The following is a 25,834-nucleotide window of genomic DNA, read 5'->3' as shown; positions in this document are numbered from 1 at the left end:
TTAAAAAGCCGGCATTTTTACTTCTTCAAATTCTTTTAAAAGGTGATTGAAAACAGTTTCTACAGGTAGAACTTCATCTATTAAAGCGGATACCTGACCGATTTCCAATTCTCCATCTTCCATATCACCTTCAAACATTCCACGCTTTGCCCTGGCTCTGCCTAATGATGCGACTAATGCTTCTTTATCTCTACCGATCTGGTAAATATCTTCCAGTTCATTAAAGAACTTATTTTTAACCATTCTGACAGGTGCCAGTTCTTTGAGGGTAAGATGGGTATCTCCTTCCTTCAGCTCTGTGATTTTCTTTTTCCAGTTTTCATGTGCACTTGCCTCGGTAGTCGCAGCAAATCGGGAACCAATCTGTACACCATCCGCACCTAATATCATGGCAGCTTTCATCTGGGAGCCTAAAGCAATTCCCCCCGCTGCAATCAGGGGTTTAGAGATATGTTTTTTCACATTGGGAATAAGACAGAAGGTAGTCGTCTCATCTCTTCCGTTGTGCCCTCCGGCTTCAAATCCTTCTGCTACGATAGCGTCTACTCCGGCCTCTTCACATTTAACTGCAAATTTGGTAGAGGAAACGACGTGAGCAACTTTTATCCCTTCTTTCTGTAAGGTTTCTGTATAGGTTTTCGGATTTCCGGCAGATGTAAAAACAATATTCACCCCTTCTTCTATGATAATCTGGATAATTTCCTCAAGATTTGGATACAGCATCGGAACATTTACTCCGAAAGGTTTATCAGTCGCCAATTTACATTTCTGTATATTTTCTCTAAGGATATCGGGATACATGCTTCCGGCTCCTATTAAACCCAGACCTCCACAGTTAGAAACAGCAGACGCCAGCCTCCATCCTGAGTGCCAGATCATGCCTGCCTGGATTATCGGGTATTTTATATTGAAAAGTTCTGTAATTCTATTTTGACTGGCCTGCATATCATGAAGTTTTTTTGCCGAATTAAAATCTATAAAATTGCTCATATGTAAAAATAATAAAAACATAGGATTGATGGGCGAAATATTAGTAGATTTTCTGCCAGGCAGCCTAAAAATAATATGACCGGATCAGGTGATCCGCTAAAGAAGTATTGTTTTGCAGCAATAAAAAAAACCTTCAGAAATTCTGAAGGTTTTGATATTATTTTTTGATTGCGTCTTTCTTCCAGTTGGCCTTAAAGTTACAGTTGTCGTAACGTCCGTCTATGGAAATGAAAGTTGTCGGTAGTTTGGAATTAACAAACTTTTCAACCATTTCATTTTTCTTTTTATTAAGCGCCATTTGTTTGATTCTGCTAAAGTCAGTTTCAAGCGTGATCTGGTGGGCCGGAATAACATCATCCAGTTTAATGATCTTTACTACCTTTCTTCTGTTTTCTTCTTCATCAAAAGCAGTGGTAATATCTCCTTTATTCAATCCTGCCAATTCATAGCTGATCGTTCCAGGGATGCTTTCTCTTTCGATTTTATCAGAACCATCTGCTCCCGGAATGATCCCGGCGTTGAATTTGGTTCTTTTATCATCTGAAAATTTGAATGCAGCATCTTTAAATGTTATTTTACCTTCTAAAATCAGGCCTCTGATACTGTCTAATTTTGCTTTGGCAGTTTTCATTTCATCATCTGTAGGGGTAGCTTTCAACAGGATATGTCTCGCATCATAAACTTTACCTGATCTCTTAACCAGCTGAATAATGTGATATCCGAATTCAGATTCTATAGGGTCAGAAATTTCGTTTTCCTGAAGGTTCAGTGCTGCGGCCTCGAAAGGCTTTACCATCTGTCCTTTGTTGATGTTTTTATAAAGTCCTCCGTTGGAAGCTGAGCCTTCGTCTTCGGAGTAGATTCTGGCCTGGCTTTCAAAAGTTTCACCACCGGCAATATCCTGTTTGATCTTTTTCAGTCTGTTGATAAGATCTTGTTTATGAGCTTCCGTTAATTTCGGGTACATCATGATCTGTGCCAGTGTCACCTCATCTTTTACCTGAGGCAGCTGCATTTTATAGAGGTTGTAGAAATCGGTCACCTCGTTAGGAGTTACGTCAGCTTTATCGGTAACTCTCTGATATTTTGCCTGCCCGTAATATTGATCTGTATCGATTTTCTCGATCGCGTTCTTCATTTCATAGGCATTTCTGAACTTATAGGCAGCTAATAATGTTTTTTCATCAGGAAATTGAGATAGCAACTGACGGTATTTCTGATTAGCCTGCTCTTTGATAGCAGCAGAACGGTTTTCAATTAATGTATCTTTTTTAGCTTCGTATACAAGAAGTTTATTACTGATCAGGTTTTCCAGGAACTCACACTTATCTGTGTTTGAAGCTCCCTGCTGTTTCCCATAATTCATCTGTTCAGTTACATCAGATTCCAAAACAATTTCGTTCCCGATAACAGCAGCAATACCATCCACTAAATCTCCCGGTTTTAATTGGGCATTCATCATATTTGAAGAGAATATCATCATGAAAATCCCAAGGAGAAAAGTGATTTTTAGTCTATTTGTCATTTTACTATTTTAAACAAGTTGCAAATTTAGAATTCTTAACGAATTTTACTCAATTTTTTATTATAAATATTTCTTAAAAAGACTTATTTACTGCAGTTCAACATCAAATGTCGTCAATTCTTTAAATTGTCTCAATCTGCTGAACATATCCGATTCGTTTACTTCCTGAATTCTTTGTGTTCCGAATTTTTCTACGGTGAAAGATGCCATGGCAGATCCTACGATCAAAGCAGATTTCATGGTATCAAAATCAATTTTACCTTTTTTGGCAAGATAGGCAGCAAAACCTCCCGCAAAAGTATCTCCGGCACCGGTTGGATCGAATACATCTTCAAGAGGAAGTGCAGGAATTGCAAATACTTTACCGTCATGGAAAAGTAAAGCCCCGTGCTCTCCTTTTTTAATGATTACATATTCCGGTCCCATCGTGTGGATCTTTTTAGCTGCTTTTACCAGAGAATATTCTCCTGAAAGCTGTCTTGCTTCTTCATCATTGATGGTGATTACGTCTGTTTTTGCGATCATATCCATCAGAATATCCCAAGCGCAATCCATCCAGAAATTCATGGTATCAAGGATTACCAGCTTAGGACGGTTGTTCATTTTTTCCAGTACGGATAACTGAACTCCAGGATGTAGGTTTCCAAGTAATAAAATTTCGGCATCCTGCATTGAATCCGGAATTTTCGGATCAAAGTTTTCCAGTACGTTTACTTCTGTAGCCAGGGTGTCTCTGGTATTCAGGTCATTATGATATCTCCCTGACCAGAAGAAAGTTTTCCCATCTTTTACGATCTCAATTCCTTCGATATTTACTTCTCTGTTTGTGAACATATCCAGATGCTCCTGTGGAAAGTCTCCTCCTACTACAGAAACGATACCGGATTTAACGCCTAAAATAGATGAAGTGATCCCAATATAAGTGGCAGCTCCGCCTAAAATTTTATCCGTTTTACCAAATGGTGTTTCAATTGCATCAAATGCAACACTTCCTACAACTAAAAGTTTCATATATTTTTCAATGTATATTAAAAGTAATTATTTTTTCCATTCAAAAGAATCCAGCAGGTGTTTCATATCGTTTTTGATATAGTTTACCGCAGGAGCCAGGGAGTCCGGTTTCGGTCTCGTATTAAAGTATAAGTATGCAGTCACGAAGTGTTTCGTACTGTCTGTAATGTAAAATTGAAGATTGGAGGCACTTTGTCCTTTAAGCTCATAAAAATTCCCGTATACTTTTTTTTCAGGGTATTCGAAAGATTTTGTGTCTATGGAACTCGCCTTAATGGTATGCTCGTACACCATTTTTTCTGCTTCTTTGATATGTGCAGCAAAGTCATTCTGTATCGGATAATAAGTCAGGAAGACCTTCGCTTTCATTGAAGGGTAGTTCAGATAATACCAACATGGCTTTTTAGCATCTGTGATAGTAGCAAAATCTGAGTATTCAAAAGTATAGGCGCAGTTGTTTTCAAACTTTTGATATTTCGGTGCAGGATATTCCAGGCGCAATTCTCCGTAAGGTTTCGGAACCTGGTCTTTTCCACATGAAATTAAAAGCAGCGATACAAAAATAAAAATGACCTTTTTTATCATTTTGCAAAAGTACAAATTAGATTTTAGATTTAGGAAGACAAATTTCAGTCTTTCAGAGAGTTTTGAATGTAATTTTCAAGAGGCTTGGGGAAGGATTTATCGTGGGATGCCTGCGCATCAGTGATCATGTACTGATTTTCAGCGATAAAATCATTCCATACTTCTTCTGAATCTATTTCAACCTTAAAAATTTCTATACTTAAGTTCTTGTGAGTCAGTTTATGGGTAATGGTCTTTGAACCGGTAATAAAGGGTTCCATTTCAGCTGTAATGGCAGTCGGAAATTCGAATAGTTTCTTCCAGATAAAGTCATCTTTTCTCTGCTGAATCAAAAAATCTCCGTTTCTATGTACAAAATAATAGGTCAGAGCGAGGTCTTCTGCCTTTACTTTTTTAGTTTTCACAGGATATTGTGAAACTTTTTGCATGGAAAAAGCCAGGCAATCTTCATTAATCGGGCATTCACCACATACAGGGTTTTTGGGTTTGCAAATTTCAGAACCTATATCCATCATGGCCTGATTAAAGTCTCCTACATTATCCGGCATCACCAAGGTTGCCAATTCCGAAAAATAGGCAAAAGCCCTTGAATTTGAAATATCAAAATCATCTGCAAAAAGACGACTCAGGACACGGTAGAAATTACCGTCAACAGCCGGCATTTTACCTCCAAAACAAATGCTTGAAATGGCAGCAGCGGTGTACTTCCCTACTCCTTTTAACTTTAGAATTTCTTCATATTGAGAAGGGAATATGCCGTGGTAATCATTCATAATCTGCCGGGCAGCGGTATGGATATTAATGGCTCTGGAGTAATAGCCCAGCCCTTTCCAATAGAGTAACACCTCGTTCTCTTCAGCTTCTGCCAAAGTTTTTACATCCGGAAATCTTGTAACGAAATTATTGTAGTGATTGAGTCCCTGATTAATCCTGGTCTGCTGAAAGACAATTTCACAAATCCAGATTTTATAAGGATCTTTCGTCTGCCTGAAAGGCAAATCTCTCGCATTATTCCTATACCATTCCAAAAGCCTGTTTCCCACATGCAGAAAATCTGAGGCTGCTCTATTTTTTTCCAAAAACTTAAACTATTTAATCTTTAAGAGACTATTTTCTCTTCATTTATTTTGAAGAAGCAAAGATAAGGTTATTTTATTTTTTTATTCTATTGTGAGCGGCATACTATTCGTCAGAAAACAATTTCGTAACCAGCATTTGATAGAAAGAGTTTTTTTGATAAACCGGAACTGTAACCTGATGAAAATTAGAAGACATGACGTCTATAATATCTCCTTTTGGATTCACAACTAATGATTTTCCTAAAAATGAGTTTTTAATAAGATATCTACTGTTTTCAATTGCTCTTATCCTGATAATGTTATTGTATTGTAAACTTCCAAAAAAAGAACCATTCATAAATTCCTCACTGGCAAGCACCATGATCATATTGACGTCAGATGTTTTTTGGGCAACAAAATCAGAAAACAGGATTTCATAACATACGAATGGAAATGTATTTAACTCACCTGTTATTCTTTTTGAATCATCATCCTGATTTTTAACATAGAAAGACTTTCCAAACATGGGAACTAATAATTTTGGAGTGTATTCGCTTACCGGAACATATTTCTTTTTTGTTCTGAACATAGTATTTCTTTTGTTAATCACGGATATTCCATTAAACTTGTTGGCTGAATCATTCTCAATTTGCGACCCCATTACGAAGGTGAGATCATTATCAGTCATCCAACTATCCATTAAGTAATGAATATTCCCGTGAATAAGATCATAAGGTTTAATCTGAAAAAATAATTCAGTTGTTATGATTTTAGTTCTTTTATCAACTTTTTTTTGAGATAAAACAGATAATAATGTTCTTGTTTTTTGATAGCTGCTATCTCCAAAAGTGGCTGCATCAGGAGTGTACAAAATGATCGTTTCTTTTTCTTTAGTCTCAGGAAGGGCCCAATTGTACATTACAAGTGATAATAGGGGGAAGATCAAACATAATAAAAACATGCTAACCCTTAATCGAGAATATCCTTCTGTAATTAACATATAAATAATAAATGCTAACAACAATAACCATAGGGAACCTCCATATACTCCTGTAAATGAATACCATTGAATAAGATACCACTGGTTGCTCAATACATTTCCAAAAATCAGCCAAGGCCAGGATAGATCCCATTTGGTGAGAATAATTTCACTAGCAAACCAAATAATAATAAATGCCACCTTTGTATTTTTCCACAACGGAAGATTTGCCATTATGAAAAAGAAAGTCATAATGAGGGCGTTAGAAATAAACGTAATAATAAAATACAAAGGATCAGATTGATAAAGCCAGAAAGTGACACCGACATTCAGGGATAGAAAAAATGGATAGACATAAAGTATTTTTTTACCAAAAGATTTATCTTTTATTGTATCAATGATAAAAAACAGAAGAATAATATTAACCAAAAAAAATATTCCATAATAGTTCCATGACAAAAAGAGAACAACAAAAACGTAAAAAGATAACTACTATATTTAAACATTACAATATTCAGTATTGGAAAGAAAAAAAGGGCCGTTACAGCCCTAAAAAATTAGTATTTAATTTGAAAATCAGCTCTTGTTGCCGTAACCGCACCTATGGAAGTGTCATTTCCCGGCATCGTACCAATAGTTGGATCAGAGCCCACAGCATACGCTGACCTCGAGATATAAAAGGACAGATTGGATCCACTGGGAAAACTTGTAAGATCTTCTTCGGTCACTGTATAGCTTCCTACATCTTCAATTTCAAGATACTTCGATTTGAATGGCTGAGTATTTGGGTTAACACCAGCGTAAGGTCCGGTCATAGTCTGTTCAAATGGATTATATTCAATCATCAACGAGACTCCCATAACATTATTCATATCTCTATTCCAAGTGACCACAGTTCCGGGAGCAACGCTTCCGTTATTCAGACCTGAAACTTCAGCATTGATAATTTCCGGAATATAAACACTTAAGCCATCTCCTGCATTTTTTCCTGCAGCTCCAGTATTGGTTGTGGCAACCAGCTTATTATTAACAACTTGTAGGAATAGTTTTTTTCCAAATAATGATTTCACATCAGCCGTAGAAGCAGTCCATAAACCGCCCTTTCCGACAATATTGACTTGCGGTGATAGGGTGCGTCCATTAAAAGTTAAACTCATTGGATTTCCATCTAAAGACCGGGAGGTAATATTTGAAATATTGGTTTTATCATAAATGCCATTTAGGTTTTCTATTAAAAGGTGATTTTTCGCTTCCGAATTATAAATTTTATAGTAGTTGGATTGTGCTGCTTCAGCAGTATTATTACCTTTTTCTATGCTTATATTTTCATCTTTACAGGATAACATGAGCGCACCCAACATCCAAAAACAAAATATTTTTTTCATATGATTTTAATTTAAAATAATTGTTGTACAAACGTAAAAAAGCTAAAACTGTAAGTTCCCGAATATCCCGAAGAAAACGTATATTCTGAAGTCCATTTTCCCCTCGCAGATTGAGCTGTATTAGTCCAAAATTGGTTCTTCTGCTCATAATAATCTACGGTAACTCGATAAGCAGAGTTACCAGGAACAGATATCACTTTCTGGTTGCTTGCTGTATTCCATATAGTGGTCTTTTTTCCGTTATTTCCCCATGAAGAATTGGTCATATTCGTCACGGTGACTACACAATAGAATTTTTCAAATGGGAGATCGTCTAAGCTTGATGCATAGTTGTTAGACCCCATACCCAAGTAAGGAGTTGCAGGACATGGATAGTTTCTGTAATTTACTTTAGGTAAACTGGAAATACCATATAAATTAACCGTTAAATTTTTGTCTGCAACATTACTGCTGCTTCCGCCTCCCCCTGTCGAGGGAAAATATCCTTTTATCCTGTTAGACATGAATACAAATGAAAGTATACCTACTAAAAGAATAGGGGCGATACACTTGAATGTTCTTTTTAATTCCATAGTTTTTACATTGAGGTTTAGTTATTACAACTCGATTCGAACATAAGAGTCGTTGCTTGCTCTTAAGTCGCATAAAATCAGGAGGTGAACCTTCATAACACCATTCATGTATTTGTATATCACAAGTGTAATATTTTTTTAAAATCATGGTAAGTGTTCTATCATCAGATTTATAAATTTAATCTTAGAAGCCCCACGAGAAAAATACACATTAACTTATATATCAAATACATACAACAACAAAAACAACTATACATAAATAAAAAAAGTGGCAAAAGCCACTTCAATTTTATAAAATTGATGAATTTAATTCATCAAAATAGTAGTTTTATTTTTCTTTCACAGAATATACCGGAGCCGCTTTCAACCATTGATATTTAAGATTTTTGTCTTTGGCAATAAAACGGTAACCTTTAAGTTGCTTTAGATAAACATAGATTGAATCATTACCGTGGCCTTTTAATTTTAACCTTTGAGGAGAAAGAAATTGCATAGGAAATTGTACAGTAGAATCTCTCACTGTTTTTAATACTTTACCGGAGTTTACTCTATAGATAAAAAAACCTCTTCCGCGGCCTTTTGAACTATCAGTTAGTTTTACCCCGGAACCAGCTATCACAAGTTCGCTGCCATCGAAGCATTCTTCTTCGCTCATGATGTAGGCCTTCCCTTCCTGCCGTTCATCAGCAAAAAGATCTTCTTCGTAATGACCGGGACTTTGATATTTTTTTTCACAACTTGTCAAAAAAGTCATTAATATGACCGGCAAGCCAATGAAAAGTCTTTTATTCATTTTAATATTCATAGGTGTTGGTAGAAAAAAACCGATGTAAAATTGCATCGGTTTTTAGTATTAAAAGTAATTTTTTTATTCCTGAGTGTATTCTGCATCCCATTCGTTACCATCATCTCCTTTGTGTCCGTCCAGTTTAATAACGAAACTTTTTGTCGGGAAATAGGGCGTCATACGAATGTCCAGCCATACTCTATCTTTATTCACTCTATCCTGTTCGAAACGAACAATCTTGAATTTCTCGATCAACTTATCCGGGCCTTTGATATTGTCCAGGAATGTGACGATCTGTCTTCTCAGATCATCTTCGTTTTTGGCATTCCAGTTTTCGAAAGCTCTTCTGTTAAGGAAGTCAAGCAACACTTTGGTAACGTAGTCGAATACACGAACTACGGAATACGTCTGAAGACCGATATTGTCTCCTGTAAATAATGTTTTCGCAGAGAATGCCATAATTTTTCCGTATTCGTTGACCATCGGAACAAGACCCATTTTTTCTAACTGAGAAATTTCACTTTTCTTCAACTCGAATTTTACAGCGTCTACTTCGTTGATGTTACCATGTTTTTTACCTGCTGCCACCTGAGACATCAGTGTTTTATGGATTTTTCCTGCCAATGAAGTGGAAGGTGGAAGTTCTACATTTTCTTCTTCACCTACTTCTTCAGCTTTTCCTCTGCCTACCAACCAGTTGCACGTCATGATCACATTACTTCTGTGAAGCTCACCTCCGGTAAGGTTTGCAGAGTGGAATAAATCTACAACATCATCCGGTTTATCAAGGTTGGCGAAGTCTGTAACCATCATTACTTTATTCTCGTTACAGATTTTTGCCCATTTTTCGATCACTTTATTGGATCCTAAATATCCCGGGATTGCAAGAATTGAATAGTTATCTCTAAGATCTAAACGGTCATAATAGTTTTTGAATTCTTCAGAGATTGCATCGATAAATAAAGGATTATCTAAATCCGAAACCTGTTCCAGACTAGCATTCACAATACTTACGTTGTCCACTTTATCCAATTCTGTATTTTTATAGAATTGAGCTACGGTTCTGTAGTTGGTTTCCAACAAACGAACGGCATCCAGTGTATTTTTTAAATTTGTTTTAAGGTTCTGATCGGCTTGCTGTGCTTTAGTTTTGCACGTATCTGCCATTTTATCAGCTGATTCATTACCCTCTAAAAGGCTTACCCAAAGATTGATCTTCTGAAGAAGTTCTTTTCTTTCGTCTGCTTTATTGTTGTCGTTCAGGAAGATCTCTTTTCTTGCCTTTCTGGTTGGGTTCATATTGGCAATACCGTCTACAACGGATTCAACAAAGCCAAATCCTCCCATTTTATTGAGCTCTGCAAGCGGGTTACCTTTCGGCTGCCCGGAATGTTGCTGCTGCCCCTGCTGCTGGCTTTCTTGTGCCTGTAATTTGCTATCCATGATTTGATTTAAGTCTTTAATTATTTTTCAAGTTCTTGTGCCACTTCTTTCAATACCTCGATGAACGCAGCTCTGGTCTGATCGTTCTCCAACATATTTCGCAGAATTTTATTGGTTTTCAGCTGACGTACAATTTTGTTGTACTGCTCCTGTTCTATACTCAGTTGCTGAAGGTAATCTGATTTTTGAGTAAGGCTTTTAGGAGTAAAGTCCCCAAGATTTTGAAAACGGAATTCTTCTTCAACAACACTTCCATCTTCCGTCTCATGCTGTACCGCTACAGAAGGTTGAAAATGTCTGAAAACGTCCTCTACGGTTTTTAATCCTGTCACGATTTCAGGAGTGTACGATTCTTCTGTTGTAAGCTGGCTTACTATCAGTGATTTATTTTCCTGTATTTCCTGAATCGCTTCATTAGCGTCTACTTTTACCTCGTTTCCGCCAACACCATAATTAAACATTGCCATATTATTATTATTTTGAGATTTCTTATTTTGGTTAATATCTGTTTTTTGAGCAATTTACCGACGAATCGAATAAATGACCAATCCAGTGTTTAAATTTAAAAAAAACTATAACATACAAAATTTTGTCAAGATTTTTTCTTGAACTATTTAATTTTATATGGAATTATTTACCATGTAATCATCCACTTATGATATCACTAAGCTATGAAAAAATAAATAAAAACGTTGTACTATTTCTCCTTTATGAAAAAATATAGGGAATGAGATATAAAGTTCCTCAGGTTTTCAGGAAAGATAGTGAATAAATATTCTTTATATTTAAACAAAGAAACAGAGTCATGAAAGATGTAAAAATAGCGTTTAGAAAACCCATATTTCCTGTATCGGAGGCATTACAACAGTATTTGGAAAAATATAACAGAACGACTAAAATTCAGTTTCTGTATGAAGATCTTCTGAGATTCAGCGACAGTGTAAATATTCTGGACAAAGAGGGTAAAGATACTTTGTGGCTCGGGGTCATGTATCCTGAGTATGAATTCAAAGAAATTGAGGCAAACTTAAACAAAATCTATACTCTACTCCATTCCGACGGAGACACCGCTACTTTACCTTATCTGAAAGTAGATACAATCGACTTTTGTACCTTCGGGAATTCTAAACCTTTCCGGGTTCGGGTAAGGAATATTCTGAACGATAACTATACTAATTTTTACATTAAACAAGCCGATGCTTCCCGCATATACGGGCTGGAGCTCGAAGATCTGCTTTCTCCCAACCGGATTAACTTTCTGATTTATAAAAATACCCTGATCGAAGAGCACATCTTAGGAATTCCCGGAGATGTTTTTATTCAGAAGCATATGCACAATTGTACAGAGTTGGAAAAAGCACAGATCTCCAAGGAATTTGTAAAATTCAATGAACGCTGTCTCATTGGGCTTCTCGGTGACATGCGTTCTTACAACTATGTGGTGATTCCCATACACGATTTTGACCAGGTTATTTACAGGATCCGGCCTATCGATTTTGACCAGCAGACCTATGAAGGTAATTTGAAAGTGTATCTTCCCCAGTATTTCAAAGAAAACAACCAAATGGTTACTATGGTGATGGAAAAACTGAAACCCAGCTCTATCGAACAGTATCGTAAGGAAGTACGCTCACAGATTGTAAAAAGAGTGACCAGCAGCAAAACCAGATTCGATGAACTCATTTCTATTATGAAAAAGATAATATCGCGCCTGAAGCCAATGTTTCAGAATTAAAGACTGCTTTGCAAAAGCTTACTTACGATGTGAATTTCAAGTATTGTAAAAGCATGGGGGATATTATAGAAACGGGAATCAGATTTGTAGTGCGGAATTATAAGAAAGAATATTAAAAAGAGAATCCATCTCATGGTCTATGAGACGGATTCTTTCTTTTCTAACAATTTTTGGTACAATGATTACCAAATTTTTATTCTGTCCTGAGGAGCTTTATACATTTTGTCCCCCGGTTTGATATCAAATGCTTTGATGAACGAGTCCTGGTTCACCAACGGTCCGAATGCCCTGTACATTCCCGGTGAATGCGGGTCCGTTTTCACCTGGTTGATCATATACTGATCGGTTGCTTTCGTTCTCCAAACGGTAGCCCAGCTCATAAAGAATCTCTGATCTTGAGTGAATCCGCTTATTTTCCCCGGATTTCCTTTGTCTTTTAAATACATTTGAAGGGCATCATACGCTACTGCGACTCCACCTAAATCTCCAATGTTCTCACCACTTGTAAATTTACCGTTTACAAAACTTCCTTTTACAGGCTCGTAGGCACTGTACTGGGCAGCAAGTTGTCCTACTTTTGCATCAAAGTTTTTACGGTCAGCATCTGTCCACCAGTTATTCAGGTTTCCATCGCCGTCAAAACGGGAACCGCTGTCATCGAACCCGTGAGAAATTTCGTGTCCGATTACTGCACCAATACCACCAAAGTTTACAGCGGCATCAGCATTAGGGTTATAGAAAGGAGGCTGAAGGATCGCCGCAGGGAATACAATTTCATTATTGGATCCGCTATAGTAAGCATTTACTGTTTGCGGAGACATTCCCCACTCTGTTTTATCAACCGGTTTCCCTACTTTATCAAGACTTCTCTGATATTGCCACGCAGCAACATTCTGAAGGTTGGAATATAATGTTGCTCCCTGTTTTGGAGATTCTACTTTTAACTGGGTATAGTCTTTCCATTTATCAGGATATGCAATTTTTACCGTAAACTTGGATAGTTTTTCCTGAGCTTTTACTTTTGTTTCAGGAGACATCCAGTCGATACCGGCAATATGGCTCTTAAACGATTTTAAAAGGTAATCGATATAGGTTTCCATCTGCTGTTTTGCTTCAGGAGTAAAATATTTTTCAACATAAAGCTTACCGAAAGCTTCTCCCAGCACACCGTTCACAAGAGTTAATCCCCTTTTGTTCATCGGACGCTGCTCTTTCTGGCCCTGTAAATATTTTGCGTAGAAATCAAATCTGATCTGCTCAAGACTGTCATCCAGATTGCTGGCGTTTCCGTTGATTAAATGGAACTTCAAATAATCCTTTAACAGAGGAAGATTTTTCTGGGTCACAAACTGATCCATATTCTGATAATATTTCAGTTCACCAATGATCACTCTGTCTGTATTCACTCCGGCTTCTTTCAGATATTTCGCTAGATCAACATTTTTAACCAGGCCTGACAATTCTGATACATTCTTAGGGTTGTACCGTAAATTGGCATCTCTGTTCTGCTCAAGGGTTAATAAATAATTCGCCAGTTGCTTTTCAAAATCTACCACATTCTGCGCTGCCTGAGTTGAATTTTTATATCCTAAAACTCCGAATAATTTCCCTGCATATGCCTGATATTCTGCTAAAGTCTTCGTATTGGCCTCATTCACTTTCTGATAATAATCTCTTCCTAAACCCAGATCAGGACCGCCAAGATAGACTGCATTCATTTTAGAATTCTTCATATCAGCTCCTACTCTCCATCCATAGAAAGAATTATCGCCTAGCTTTGTCGCTTCTAAAAGGTATTTTTGAAGATCGTTGATGTTTTTAATCGCATCAATTTTAGCAAGATCTCCTTTAATAGGGGCAAGACCTTCTGCATTTCTTTTAGCAGTATCCATAAAGGAGGCATACAGATTCTGTATTTTTCTCCTTCGGAGCCAGCAGAATAAGATTCGGTAAGAATTTTGTTTAAAATATCCAATGAGGCATCATCCACATTTTCTCTCAATGCATTGAAAGATCCCCAATTGGCTTTGTCTGAAGGAATCTGAGTCGTTTTCACCCAATTTCCGTTTACATAGCTAAAAAAGTCATCCTGTGGACGAACATTCTTATCCATATAGGATAAATTGATTCCCTCCTCTTTTACTTCTTCCTTCACCTGTTCTGCTACCTTCGCAGTCTCAGTTTTTGTCTCTGTCGCTGTAGTTTTTGTAGCACCACACGAATTGAGAAATACAATACCCGAAAAGGCAAGTACTCCAATATTTAGCTTTTTCATTAAAGATAATTTTTGATTTTACACAAACGTATCAAATATACAAACTTTAATGATAATTGTGAAATCATGGAAAATTGAAAGTTGAAAGTTGAAAATAATGAATGCTATGGGTAAAAATTGAAGTCTAACGCTTGAAGTCTGCAGTAAGAATAAAAAAAACCGTCCAATGATGAACGGTTTCTATTTTTATTACCAGATTTTGATTCTGTCTTCCGGTGCTTTGTATAATTTGTCTCCTTTTTTCACGTCGAAAGCTTTGTAGAAAGCATCAACGTTGATGAGCGGACCAAAGCTTCTGAAATATCCCGGAGAATGGGGGTCAGTCTTCACCTGATTCACCATATATTTTTCACTTGATAAAGTTCTCCAAACGGTTGCCCAGCTTAAGAAGAATCTCTGATCCTGAGTAAATCCACTGATTTTCCCTGGATTTCCTTTATCTTTCAGATACATCTGAAGCGCGTCGTAAGCGATGTTTACCCCACCTAAGTCAGCAATATTCTCACCGTTTGTGAATGTACCGTTTACAAAAGTTCCTTTTACAGGCTCATATTTATCATACTGAGATGCCAGGGCTTTTGTTGCTTTTTCGAAGTTAGCTTTATCTTCAGGAGTCCACCAGTCTACCAGGTTTCCTTCAGCATCAAACTGAGCTCCTGAATCATCAAATCCGTGGCTCATTTCGTGACCGATTACAGCCCCGATTCCTCCGAAGTTTACAGCTGCATCGGCGTTAGGGTTGAAGAACGGCGGTTGAAGAATAGCTGCCGGAAATACGATTTCGTTAAATACCGGGTTATAATATGCGTTTACAGTTTGTGGAGTCATTCCCCATTCTGTTTTATCAACCGGCTTTCCTACTTTAGCAAGGTCTTTGTTGTACTGCCATTCAGCAACGTTCTGAAGGTTCTGATATAGAGTACCTCCTTTCGCTTCAGGAGTGATTTGTAGTTTTGAATAATCTTTCCACTTGTCCGGATAAGCTACTTTCACTGTAAACTTGTTCAGCTTCTGCATTGCTTTTTCTTTTGTAGTAGAAGACATCCATGCAAGGTTGTTGATGTGAACAGCGAAACTTTTCTTTAAGTAATCGATCAGTTCTACCATCTGAGCCTTAGCTTCTGCAGGGAAATATTTTTCAACGTATAATTTTCCGAAAGCTTCACCAAGATTTCTGTTGATGAGTTCAAAACCTCTCTTATTCAATGCTCTTTGTTCCTGCTGACCTCTTAAGTATTTCCCGAAGAATGCAAATTTCATATCTCCAAGTTTTTCACTTAAATAAGAAGCACTACCGTTGATCATATGGAATTTCAGGTAATCCTTGATGACAGGAAGATTCTGGGCATTTACCAATTTATCAAAGTTCTTATAGTATCCTAATTCTCCGATGATAATTTTATCGGTATTTACTCCAACTTTTTTAAGGTAAGCAGGAAGATCAACTCCTTTTACCAAAGCTGAAAGTTCAGCCATTGTCTGAGGGTTGTACTGTAACGTATTGTCACGGCTTTGCTCGTTAGTCAGGTAAGTTTTTGCGATGCTTTTTTCATAGTCTACGATACCTTTTGCTGCGGCATCTGCATTTTTGTATCCTAATTCAGTTAGCATAGAAGCTACATATTTCTGATATTCAGCAATAGCTTCTGTATTTTTATCATTGACTTTCTGATAATAATCTCTTCCTAATCCCAGAGAAGCTTCTCCCAGATAAACGGCATTCATATTAGAGTTTTTCAAATCTGCATATACGCCCCATCCGTAGAAATTGTTTTCTCCTTCTTTTGTTACAGAAGCAAGATAGTTCTGAAGGTCAGCCATATTTTTGATGGCATCGATTTTACCCAGGTTTTCCTGAATAGGCTTGATTCCGTCAGCATTTCTCTTCTGCATATTCATATAGGAAGCATAGAGATCCTGGATTTTTTTACCTTCACTTCCGTCAGCAAATTTATCTTTCAGAAGAGAATTCAGAATGGTCATGGAATTGTTATCCGTATCCTCAGCCAATTTGTTGAAACTTCCCCACGTTGGTTTATCAGATGGAATCTTGGCAGTTTTCATCCATGTTCCACTTACGTAGTTATAAAAATCATCCTGTGGACGAACGGAAGTGTCCATCAAACTAAGGTCTAAGCCTTTATCCGTAGTATTCACAGCTACTTTTGCAGCTTTAGCTTGTGCGCTCATGGTATTTTGAGAGCAGATCCCTGCTATTAAAAACAAAGAAAGCGTTAATTTTTTCATTATGATAACAATTTATACAATATGTATGATTTATTTCATTTTTGTTACTTTTTTGTGAAAAAAAATTAAACACAAACTCACAACTTCATAAAAACCTACATGCCAGGCCTGAAGGAGCGGGAAAAATGGAAGTTATCAATAATGAATGCTCCAATTATTTTTCCCAATTCATCTGAACGGAAATTTCACTCAAACAACAATTGTAGGTAACTTCCCGCCTCTCCCTAAGAAGCTGCTATCTCCTTCACATTTCCTGTTCGTTTCAGGAATCCCCAGGACTGCATTTCGCCTTTCAATGCTTTTCTTAAACTTTTAAACAGTACTATATACATCAGCCATCTGTAGCCGAACCGCTGCGGAATAATGTACAGCAGATTACTCAGTTTTTCCCTTTGCATTACAAATGCCACTAAAGCTAAGGAAGCATCTACTACAAGGAAAAGAAGGTAATAAGTGAATATTTTGCCTCCGTTTCCGGATAAAATTCCCAGTACCATTATAATGTCTGCCAGTGGCGAGAAGAATGGAATAATATACTGGAATAATAAAATATTCGGCATGGCCCATAGTCCCAATCCTTTATATCTGGGGTTAAGGAAGGTCTGTCTCTGTTTCCAGAACATCTGCATGATTCCGTAGGTCCAACGAAAACGTTGTTTCAGGAATTGTTTCGCCGTTTCCGGTGCTTCGGTTACTGCAATGGCCCTGTTTTCATTGGCAACGGTATATCCTTCTTTTAAAATCTTTACCGTAATATCACAATCTTCCGCCAATGTATCTGAAGAATATCCTCCTACTTCTCTGATCACTGATTTTTTAAAAGCTCCTATCGCTCCCGGAATTACAGTGATCGCGTTGATATTGGCGTAAGCCAGTCTGTCAAAGTTCTGACTTGTCGTGTATTCTATTGCCTGCCATTTTGTAAGCCAGTTGACCCTGTTTCCTACTTTTACATTTCCTGCCACAGCGGCAATCTTTTCTTCCGGACCTGCATTTAAAAATCTTGCGATCAGATATTTTACCGCGTCCTGTTGCAGTTTGGTATCTGCATCAATACAAACGACATATTCTGCATCAGTCTGTGATATACCATAGTTTAACGCGGTTGCCTTTCCGCCATTGGCTTTGGTGAAAATTTCCAGTTTCGGATGATCAGGAAACGCTTCTCTTGCCTTATCATAGGTTGAATCTTTACTTCCGTCATCTACCATGATGATATTAAAATTAGGATAGGTTTGTTTCAACAAATTGGTGAGGGAAGACACAATGTTTACTTCTTCATTATAAGCCGGTACAATGATGGAGACTTTCGGATAAGATTCCAGAACCGGAAACTCACCGAGTTTTTTCTCTTTTTTCTTTCTTTAAAAGCCCAGTACGCCATCAACAACAATCTGATCAATCCTAAGATGATAAAGATTGTAAACAGGGCAACCAGGAAATGGCTGATTCCATAAATTGCTGTGGCTAAAACCAAATTCAGCTGCATGATGTAATAAGACTTTGTTTTGGGAACTTCAGGCATCAGCTCGCTTCTGCTTTTATGCAAAATATTTGTAAGATTGGTAAAATGATATCCTTGTTTCTGCAGTGTCGGAATTAAAATCTTTAGAGCTTTCACCGTTTCTTCTCTGGTATCTCCGCCTGCGTCATGAAGCAGGATGATATTACCTCTCTGCTGTCTGATTCCGGCCATTACACGTTTTACAATTTCATCAGCTTTGATGCCCGGCTGCCAGTCTTCGGGGTCAATATTTTCCCCGATATCAAGATAATTCTGTTGTCTTGCCAGCGCTACGGGAATAATTTCTTCTGAAGTTGTAGGCTCAGAATCTGCGTTATAAGGTGCTCTGAAAAGAATGGTACTGTGGCCTGTCACACATTCTATCAGCAGACGGGTTAATTTTAATTCCAGCAAAGCTCTTTCAGGACTTACTTTAGCAACATTTTCATGGGTGAATGTGTGGTTTCCTATTTCATGGCCTTCACGATAAATTCTTTTGACCAGGGGAAGATTTTTTTCAGCATTTAATCCGACAAGAAAGAAAGCTGCGGGAACGTGGTATTTGGACAATATATCCAATACCTGTGGTGTGTAAGTCTCATCCGGCCCGTCATCAAATGTAAGCACCAGTTCTTTTTGAGGAGCACTTCCGTATTTTTTCACCTCATATGAGCTTGGGTAAGTAACGTAGTTTTCATCGGTAATGATCTTTTCTTTAGGGTCAATTTCCAGGGCAATTTTTCCGTCATGAGGCGTATTCAGTACATCCAGAACCTCACCATCACCAATGTAATCGACCATTGTCTGGCCTTTTACATTTTCCAGTGTTTTCAGATTAAGTTTGGAGAGACCTGCAAACGTAAGATCTTTATCATAAAAGTTCCACACTCTGCTGTCTTCACTTCCCAATCTCCAGAGAGCGGTTCCGGCCAACGGATATTCCGATGAGAAACGCATCGTATTGAAGACAGAGGCTGCGTCATTGAAAAATACCGTGTGCATATTATTTTTAGAATCGGTATAAGAGTAATTGAGATTAAAAGTATTATCATTAAAATCAATAACCGCTTTACTGGCACTGGCTTTGGTAATTGCCTGCATGTAAGTAACGGAAGTATTGTCATCTTTATTGGAACTCCAGTCGTAACCATAAGCACCGAGACCGAGAATAATCTTCTGGGGTGAGGTTTGTTTTATCATTTTCCCTGTCTGGGCTTCAATCCATTTTTGGGAAGAAACCGGTCCTGCATCACTGCCCTGAGAATACTCATCATAGGCCATCAGTACAAAATAATCCACATAAGGATCTAATCCCGGAATATTATAATCATCATTATCCGTCATAATATCCATGGTAACAAGCAGCTGGTTCTGTTTGAAGGTTTCTGAAAGTTCTTTCATAAAAGCTATCAGATTTTCATCAGAATCCAGATTCATGTCCTCGAAGTCGATATTGATTCCTTTGAAACGGTATTTTTTACATTGCTGTGTAATTTTTTGAATCAGATTGGTTCTTCGTTTCGGGTCATTAAGTACCTTGGTTAAACCCTCAGCACGGAATTCCCGGTCAAAGTTGTTACTTAACATGGGCATGGCTGCCACACCGGTTCTTCTGATAACTTTATACCCTTCCGGATCTACATTGGTTTTCAGATCTCCGGTTTTAGGATCAATAAAAAACCATTCCGGAAAGACCAGATTGACATGCCTGATGTTTCTTTTCAGAGACATCAGCGATTGCGGATCCCATGCCACATAAAAAGCAGAACGGATTCCTCCGGGAAATTGTGCCCAGTTTCTGTTTTGATTTTTAAATCTTTCTTCTCTTGCCTTTTCAATTTTAGCAAGACTGGTATGCATTGTCTTTTCGGAAATAAAGCTTCTGAAGCCTTTATATTCTTTTGAAATTTTGTTCTCCTGAAGATAAGGTTTATTGGCAGTAATCACTGCTTTATAGTCTTCCTTGAAAGGAATTTTCGGACTTCTGTCCAGTGTCATCATCAGCCCTAAAGCAAGAAATAGCAGAGCTCCTACAAAAATAAAGAAGCGGCTCCCCCATTGTACGCTTTTCCAGCGTTTCTTACTGTTGGTCTGAAAAATCTGTTTGGAATTTTCCACGATTTTAAAATTTTAATGAATGTTTTCAAAAAGTGTGAAAATCTACCTTAAAATTCATTAAAAAAATATTAAAAAAAATCGCTGGTTCCTAGCTCTTTACCAAAAGGCCTACCAGATCCTGAATCACCTTCTGGGAAACGAAATTCATAAAGTCTGTCCTTTCCAGATGGGGCATGTATAATTTTGAGGTTACTTCTTCATCATTGATCTTTATCGTGTAAAAAACTGTTCCTATATCTTTTCCGTCTTCTCCTTTTCCCGGGCCGGCCACTCCTGTTGTAGAGAGGGAAATATCGGTATCAAACAATATCTGACAACCTTCTGCCATCTCCCGGGCAACCTGCTCGCTCACTACGGTAAACCGATCTACGGTTTCTCCGGAAACATTCAAAATCCTGATTTTCTTTTCTGTAGCATAAGGAACAATCCCTCCAAGGAAATATTTTGAGCTTCCGGAAACAGAGGTAATCATTTTGGCCAGCTCACCTCCGGTACAGCTCTCTGCTGTGGAAATCGTCAGTTTTCTTTCAGTAAGTATTTCTGCCAGAATATTTTCAATTTTGTCTTCAGATATGGCAATCACGTTTTTCTCAATGAGGGGAAGCAACTTTTGTATTTCATTCTCAGTCTGCTCTTTTAATGCGTCTTCACTTTCTCCGGATGCTGTGATTCTTAACTTCACCCGTGTTCCAACCGGCAGATAAGACAAAGCTATATTTTCAGGAAGAGCCAGTTCCCAGTCCTCAATAATATCTGCAAGAATACTTTCAGGAATACCTACCACAGAAACGATCCGGGTATGGATAAACTGAAGACTGAATTTTTCCTGTAAATACGGAACGATCTGATCTTTAATCAATGGTTTTACCTCAAAAGGAACCCCGGGCAAGCTGAAAGACAGTTTTCCGTTCTGCTCCATCATCATACATGGTGCGGTACCAAAGTGGTTTTGAAAAACGACGGATTTTGTAGGAACAAAAGCCTGCTCTCTGTTTCTTTCCAGAATATCTGCTCTTCCGCGTCTTTGCATATAATCTTTAAGGTGATTAAAAGTAACCTCATCCAGAGCAATTTCATCTTCAAAAAATTCAGCTAAAGCTTTTTTTGTTTTGTCATCTCTTGTTGGCCCCAGTCCACCTGTAGTGATCACGAGATCTCCCAGTTCAAAAGCCTCATGCAAAGTATTTTTAATGGTTTCAATTTCATCAGAGATTGTGAAAATCTGCTTCACTTTAATGCCTATATTTTTTAGTTCGGTAGCGATGAAGTTGGAATTGGTATCCACTGTATTTCCGGAAAGGATCTCGTCGCCAATGGTAATCAGAACTGCGTTTTCCATGTTTTGTTTTCGAAAAAATTCTGATACAAATGACGGAAAATTCTCTGTGACCGACAATATAAATTGATTTTTTCTATTTTTGGCAAAAATTGTTTAAAACTATAATTAAAGAATATGTCTAAATATGATGATGCTTCATGGCATTATGGCGGAGATTTTCCGGAAGGACTTCCCCAGAAAAACGGAGCTACCCACACCGGGATGTTCCTGAACTGGTGTATCAATAATGATCTGATTTCTGAAGAGTTAAAGGAAGATAGTGCGGAAGAAATTGAAAAAGTAAAAAGAAGGGAAATCACAGGAGCAGAATTTGTGATGGAATCACGCGACGGAAAATTCTCAGAATCTGACTTAAGTGACCTGGGAAACAGTTTTGCAAAAGATTATTATGCCGACGATACTGATTTTGGAAATAAATACAGCTCATTTGCGGATGATTATGTCAATCTTTTTGATACCAAAGCTGAAGAAAATGATTACCAATACGACACCTTTTATCATATCGAAGATACGTATGAAAACTATGATCTGATGAAACAGGTCATTGATTACCGTTTTGAAGAATGGAAAGAGTATGTGGGAAGTTAAAAGCAATAGATCAGACTCAAAACTAAATTTAGATTAATCCCTATCTAAATTAAAAATTGGATATAAACATAGAGTATAAGGATGTAAATTGAACTTTTTTTTCTTATTTATACTTTTGTCTTGACACAAAAGTATACAAAAATTCAAGACTGGAATCATCCGCTAAAAATAAAGATTGACTCCTAAAATTTCCAAACTCGCATGGAATCCAACGATTCTTTTCGACTCAAAATCTCATCCATGCTCAGACAGTGGAAATTTTTTAACGGATTCAATCTCTATTTTATATTTTATTAACGCTACTGCTTCCTAAGTCAGTTTATTACTCTGTTATTTTATTCTCTCAGACTTTTTCGTTTCATTGATTATGTCTTACCCAGATCAGGTCTTCAGTTTTATAACCTATTCTTTTTGCTTTTTCTAAAAAACGCTGTCTGATACTTTCAGGGATAGTGGTTGTTCGGGAAAGAATCCACAGATATTTAAGACTGCTGCCGGCAACAAGAGCATATTGATAGTCTTCATCAATATCTATCACATTATATCCTGCCCAGATGGGTTTGAAAAAAGAAACTTTGAGCCGGCCTTCCTTAGGATCTTTTACGAATTTTGCTTCTCCAATAGATTCCTGCCACAACTTCTTGGTGTAATCATATCCTTTATTAAGGACACGCACACTTCCGTTAGAGTTTTCTGAATATTCAGCGGTGACATTATCCATATTTTTCTCGAAGCGGTAATCGAATCGGGCGATTTCATACCATCTTCCCAAATATTTTTTAAGATCAAAACCCTTCACAGCAACAGCTCCTTTTGGAATTCCGACCGAATATGAGTTAAAAGCAATGAGTGCCAAAGCTCCCAGAGAGACGGGAAGTATAATTTTGTGAACCGTTTTCATAGCCTGATTATTTTGTAATGGTTAGGATAAAACCGTCAAAAATAATGCCTTTAGGCTGTTAAGGAACAATAAATTCTAGGAGAAAACTTTCAGGAAATTATCCTTAAAGCTGCCTGAAACTTCAATTTCAGTATCATCAGCAAGCATTACCGTTCCACTTTTATGGTATGATTTCACAAATGTAGTATTGATAATATGAGAACGGTGAACTCTCACAAACGGGTTTTCCAGCAAATCATCAAAATGTTTCAAAAAACGGCATACCATCTTTTTGGAACCATCAGTCAGATATACCTGCGTAAAGTTTCCATCTGCCTGCAGGCGGACAATATCTTCAGTTTTCACGACATCAAAACCCTGTAAAGTGGGAAGAATAAGCTGTTGTTTTTCCGGCTTTAATTTCAGATTTTCAAGGAGAATTTTGTTCCGGTTCAGCTCTTCTTTCTTTTCCAGACTTTCAGCAACTTTATTGACGGCAAGTATCAATTCCTGGATATCGATAGGTTTTAGGATATAATAACTTGCAGATTTATTTAAGGCCTGTAAAGAATATTGTGAAAATGCAGTAATGAAAATGGTTTCATAGGAAAAATCTTTCGTTGCTTCCAATACGTCAAAGGCATTCCCAAAAGGCATTTCTACATCCAGAAATACCAGCTGAGGCTGCTTTTCAGTAATTAACGGGACTGCTTCTTTAATGTTTTCTGCTTCTCCCAACAGTTCAACTTGCGGGCAGTATTTCGTGAGATAGCTTCTCAGTACTTCTCTTGCCATTATTTCATCATCTACAATGACGGCTTTTATTTTCATCAGAATCAGGTGTTAAATGGTAGATTACGGTTGCAAATTAAGGATATCTGACTGATTTCAGCCCAGATTAATTTTAATTATTACCAGAACTCCACCGTTATTTTCTTTATCCTTTACAGAGCAGGTGATCTCTTTTTTATATAAATCATTCAGCAGCTGAATTCTTTCGAGGGTATTTTTCATTCCTCTGCCCTCTCTGGTCTTTTGATGTGCAGTTTTCTGCTTTTTACTTTCTTCAATCCCTATGCCGTTGTCTTCAATAATTACCTTCAGGAAAGATTCATCTTTTTCGAAATTGAGTTTTAAAAAACCCTTGTCTGTCCGGTAACGCAATCCGTGCCAGATGGCATTTTCAAGGAAAGGTTGCACCAGCATTCCGGGTACCTGGAGGTTTTGCATATTCAGGTTTTCATCCACCTCAACTTCATAGTCAAATTTATCTGCAAAACGTGTTTTTTCCAGGGCAAGATAGTTTTGAAGAAGATCCAGTTCCTGTTGGAAAGGGATAAAATCTTCTGTGGAGTTTTCCATCACGCCACGCATCAGCTTGGAAAATTTTGTAAGATACTGATTGGCCTCCAGTTCATTATTCGTGGCAATAAAATGATTGACACTATTCAGGCTGTTGAATATAAAATGTGGATTCATTTCGCGGCGAAGCGACTGAAGGGCAATCTTTTTATTTTTAATCTGAACTTTTTTCAGGGTTCTGAAAATAATCACAATAAGTCCTGTCAACAATACCAAAGCTCCTATTAATCCGTAATTGAAAACATTTTTCTTACGGATCAGCTCATCCTTCAGTTCTTTCTCTTTTTCCAGCTGCGAAACCCTCTCTTCAGTATCTGCAAGAATTTTATTGTCGACAAGGCTTCTGTCTTTTGATACCAGATCCGGCAATCTTCCAAGAAAATCCCTGTAGAGATGAACCGAAGCATCGGTATTTCCTGAGATCGCATATAAACTGTCCAGTTTTTTCACACTTTTCTGGGCTTCCATGGTATGTCCTTTATTCAGGGCAATGCCGTAAGCATTTTTCAATAAACTGACCGCTTCCTCGGGATCATTTTTCTTAATATAAATATTTGCCAGCTCCTGAATCTGATTGACTTTTTCCTGTGAGTTTTCTTTCACAAAGTCTTCTTTCAGCACTTTCTTTTTGCTTCAATAGCCTTATCAAATTTTTTATTTTCCACATACAGATCCGCCAGCTTCTGATTGATTTCCAAGGCCTGCTGAGGAGCTTCTTTCTTTGAAATCCTGTAAGCGGCATTAAGGTTTTCTTCTGCTTTGGAAACATCCTTTTGCTGAATATTCACGTCTGCCAATTGGCTGTATCCAGCTGCTACTTCGGCCTGTACGTTTTCTTTTTTGCTGAGATTGATATTATTCTGAATGGCCTCAGCCTTCATCTCGGGAGTGGGAGAAGAAAGCCTGGCCACATCATTGGAATTCACCGTCCGGCTTTTTTCACTATATCCCATTTGGGCAGCCATGCTGTAATTGCTGATGGCAGGACTTATTTTATTCTGTTTTTCCTGTGACTGGGCCAGTTTTCTGGTGACAGCTTCCAGATTTTTTTTATCGTTAAGGTTTTGATAGAGGTTTTTAGCTTTGATCAGGAACTCTTCACTTTTGGCATAATTTCCCTGATTGTAATAATCATTGGCCATGCCAACATAGGCATCGGCTACTCCTTTATTATCATTTTTATCTACCGCTTTTTTCAGTTTTGCGGCTGATTTAAGAGCCTGGGTAACCCGCGTACTATCCTGTGCCTGCACCATTGCGGCACTGACAAATATGAATAAAAATAGTAATTTAAAAATCAATTTCACGGATTTCGGATCTTTACTGCAAAGTAAGTAAAACTTTAGCGATCTTCTTTCATTCTTTACCAAGTCAAAACCTCCTTTCACCAAGTCTTTCATAATAAGGTCACTTAAACATCAACAGGTAATTAAATATTGCTTGTAATAATA

At 37.6% G+C, this 25,834-nt stretch carries 16 protein-coding genes and 4 pseudogenes; 2 read left to right on the top strand and 18 right to left on the bottom strand.

The features are described from left to right. From H3Z85_13795 to H3Z85_13745, 11 genes are all read right to left on the bottom strand, one after another. Entirely contained in the window at positions 1–945 is a 945-nt protein-coding gene (locus H3Z85_13795; protein ID QPQ53897.1) for a nitronate monooxygenase, read from the bottom strand. Positions 946–1,147: 202 nt separating this feature from the next. After that, on the bottom strand, positions 1,148–2,515 hold the full coding sequence (locus H3Z85_13790) for a peptidylprolyl isomerase (protein ID QPQ50527.1): 1,368 nt from the start codon (positions 2,513–2,515) through the stop codon (positions 1,148–1,150). Between the two features lie 87 nt (positions 2,516–2,602). Continuing rightward, positions 2,603–3,526: a bifunctional hydroxymethylpyrimidine kinase/phosphomethylpyrimidine kinase gene (locus tag H3Z85_13785; GenBank protein QPQ50526.1), complete on the bottom strand. Its 924-nt coding sequence runs from the start codon at positions 3,524–3,526 to the stop codon at positions 2,603–2,605. A gap of 27 nt (positions 3,527–3,553) precedes the next feature. Beyond that, entirely contained in the window at positions 3,554–4,111 is a 558-nt protein-coding gene (gldD, locus tag H3Z85_13780) for a gliding motility lipoprotein GldD (protein QPQ50525.1), read from the bottom strand. A gap of 44 nt (positions 4,112–4,155) precedes the next feature. Beyond that, entirely contained in the window at positions 4,156–5,190 is a 1,035-nt protein-coding gene (locus H3Z85_13775; protein ID QPQ50524.1) for an A/G-specific adenine glycosylase, read from the bottom strand. A 103-nt stretch (positions 5,191–5,293) separates the two neighbouring features. Next, the gene (locus tag H3Z85_13770; GenBank protein QPQ50523.1) at positions 5,294–6,349 is read right to left on the bottom strand and encodes a hypothetical protein; all 1,056 of its coding nucleotides are present in this window, start codon (positions 6,347–6,349) and stop codon (positions 5,294–5,296) included. Positions 6,350–6,705: 356 nt separating this feature from the next. Then, positions 6,706–7,533: a hypothetical protein gene (locus H3Z85_13765; GenBank protein ID QPQ50522.1), complete on the bottom strand. Its 828-nt coding sequence runs from the start codon at positions 7,531–7,533 to the stop codon at positions 6,706–6,708. 11 nt (positions 7,534–7,544) lie between these two features. Then, complete coding sequence (locus tag H3Z85_13760) at positions 7,545–8,105, bottom strand: hypothetical protein (GenBank protein ID QPQ50521.1); 561 nt, start codon at positions 8,103–8,105, stop codon at positions 7,545–7,547. Between the two features lie 328 nt (positions 8,106–8,433). Next, positions 8,434–8,946 (bottom strand): hypothetical protein, encoded by a 513-nt coding sequence (locus H3Z85_13755; GenBank protein QPQ50520.1) that lies wholly within the window; start codon positions 8,944–8,946, stop codon positions 8,434–8,436. A 27-nt stretch (positions 8,947–8,973) separates the two neighbouring features. Next, positions 8,974–10,335: a DUF5458 family protein gene (locus H3Z85_13750; GenBank protein QPQ50519.1), complete on the bottom strand. Its 1,362-nt coding sequence runs from the start codon at positions 10,333–10,335 to the stop codon at positions 8,974–8,976. A gap of 20 nt (positions 10,336–10,355) precedes the next feature. After that, on the bottom strand, positions 10,356–10,802 hold the full coding sequence (locus tag H3Z85_13745; GenBank protein QPQ50518.1) for a type VI secretion system contractile sheath small subunit: 447 nt from the start codon (positions 10,800–10,802) through the stop codon (positions 10,356–10,358). A 338-nt stretch (positions 10,803–11,140) separates the two neighbouring features. On the opposite strand from H3Z85_13745, the pseudogene H3Z85_13740 reads away from it, so the two are divergent. Further along, positions 11,141–12,186, top strand: a pseudogene (locus H3Z85_13740) (hypothetical protein). A 66-nt stretch (positions 12,187–12,252) separates the two neighbouring features. On the opposite strand, the pseudogene H3Z85_13735 reads toward H3Z85_13740, so the two are convergent. From H3Z85_13735 to H3Z85_13720, 4 genes and pseudogenes are all read right to left on the bottom strand, one after another. Further along, positions 12,253–14,345: pseudogene (locus tag H3Z85_13735) on the bottom strand (M13 family metallopeptidase). 189 nt (positions 14,346–14,534) lie between these two features. Further along, entirely contained in the window at positions 14,535–16,592 is a 2,058-nt protein-coding gene (locus H3Z85_13730; protein QPQ50517.1) for a M13 family metallopeptidase, read from the bottom strand. A 224-nt stretch (positions 16,593–16,816) separates the two neighbouring features. After that, positions 16,817–20,214 (bottom strand): annotated as a pseudogene (locus H3Z85_13725) (glycosyltransferase). Between the two features lie 88 nt (positions 20,215–20,302). Continuing rightward, entirely contained in the window at positions 20,303–21,553 is a 1,251-nt protein-coding gene (locus H3Z85_13720; protein ID QPQ50516.1) for a CinA family nicotinamide mononucleotide deamidase-related protein, read from the bottom strand. A gap of 114 nt (positions 21,554–21,667) precedes the next feature. Between H3Z85_13720 and H3Z85_13715 the strand changes: the two genes are divergently transcribed. After that, positions 21,668–22,141 carry a hypothetical protein gene (locus H3Z85_13715; protein QPQ50515.1) on the top strand — a complete coding sequence of 158 codons (474 nt, stop codon included), beginning with the start codon at positions 21,668–21,670 and terminating at the stop codon, positions 22,139–22,141. A 358-nt stretch (positions 22,142–22,499) separates the two neighbouring features. On the opposite strand, the gene H3Z85_13710 is transcribed toward H3Z85_13715, so the two are convergent. The 3 genes and pseudogenes from H3Z85_13710 to H3Z85_13700 form a co-directional block, all read right to left on the bottom strand. Beyond that, complete coding sequence (locus H3Z85_13710) at positions 22,500–23,042, bottom strand: lipocalin family protein (protein QPQ50514.1); 543 nt, start codon at positions 23,040–23,042, stop codon at positions 22,500–22,502. 75 nt (positions 23,043–23,117) lie between these two features. Then, on the bottom strand, positions 23,118–23,852 hold the full coding sequence (locus H3Z85_13705; GenBank protein ID QPQ50513.1) for a response regulator transcription factor: 735 nt from the start codon (positions 23,850–23,852) through the stop codon (positions 23,118–23,120). A 57-nt stretch (positions 23,853–23,909) separates the two neighbouring features. After that, positions 23,910–25,783, bottom strand: a pseudogene (locus H3Z85_13700) (histidine kinase). Positions 25,784–25,834: the final 51 nt, after the last annotated feature.

This window comes from Chryseobacterium indologenes (genome assembly GCA_016025055.1).
Classification (GTDB): domain Bacteria; phylum Bacteroidota; class Bacteroidia; order Flavobacteriales; family Weeksellaceae; genus Chryseobacterium; species Chryseobacterium indologenes.
This window is presented reverse-complemented; position numbering and strand designations above follow the sequence as displayed.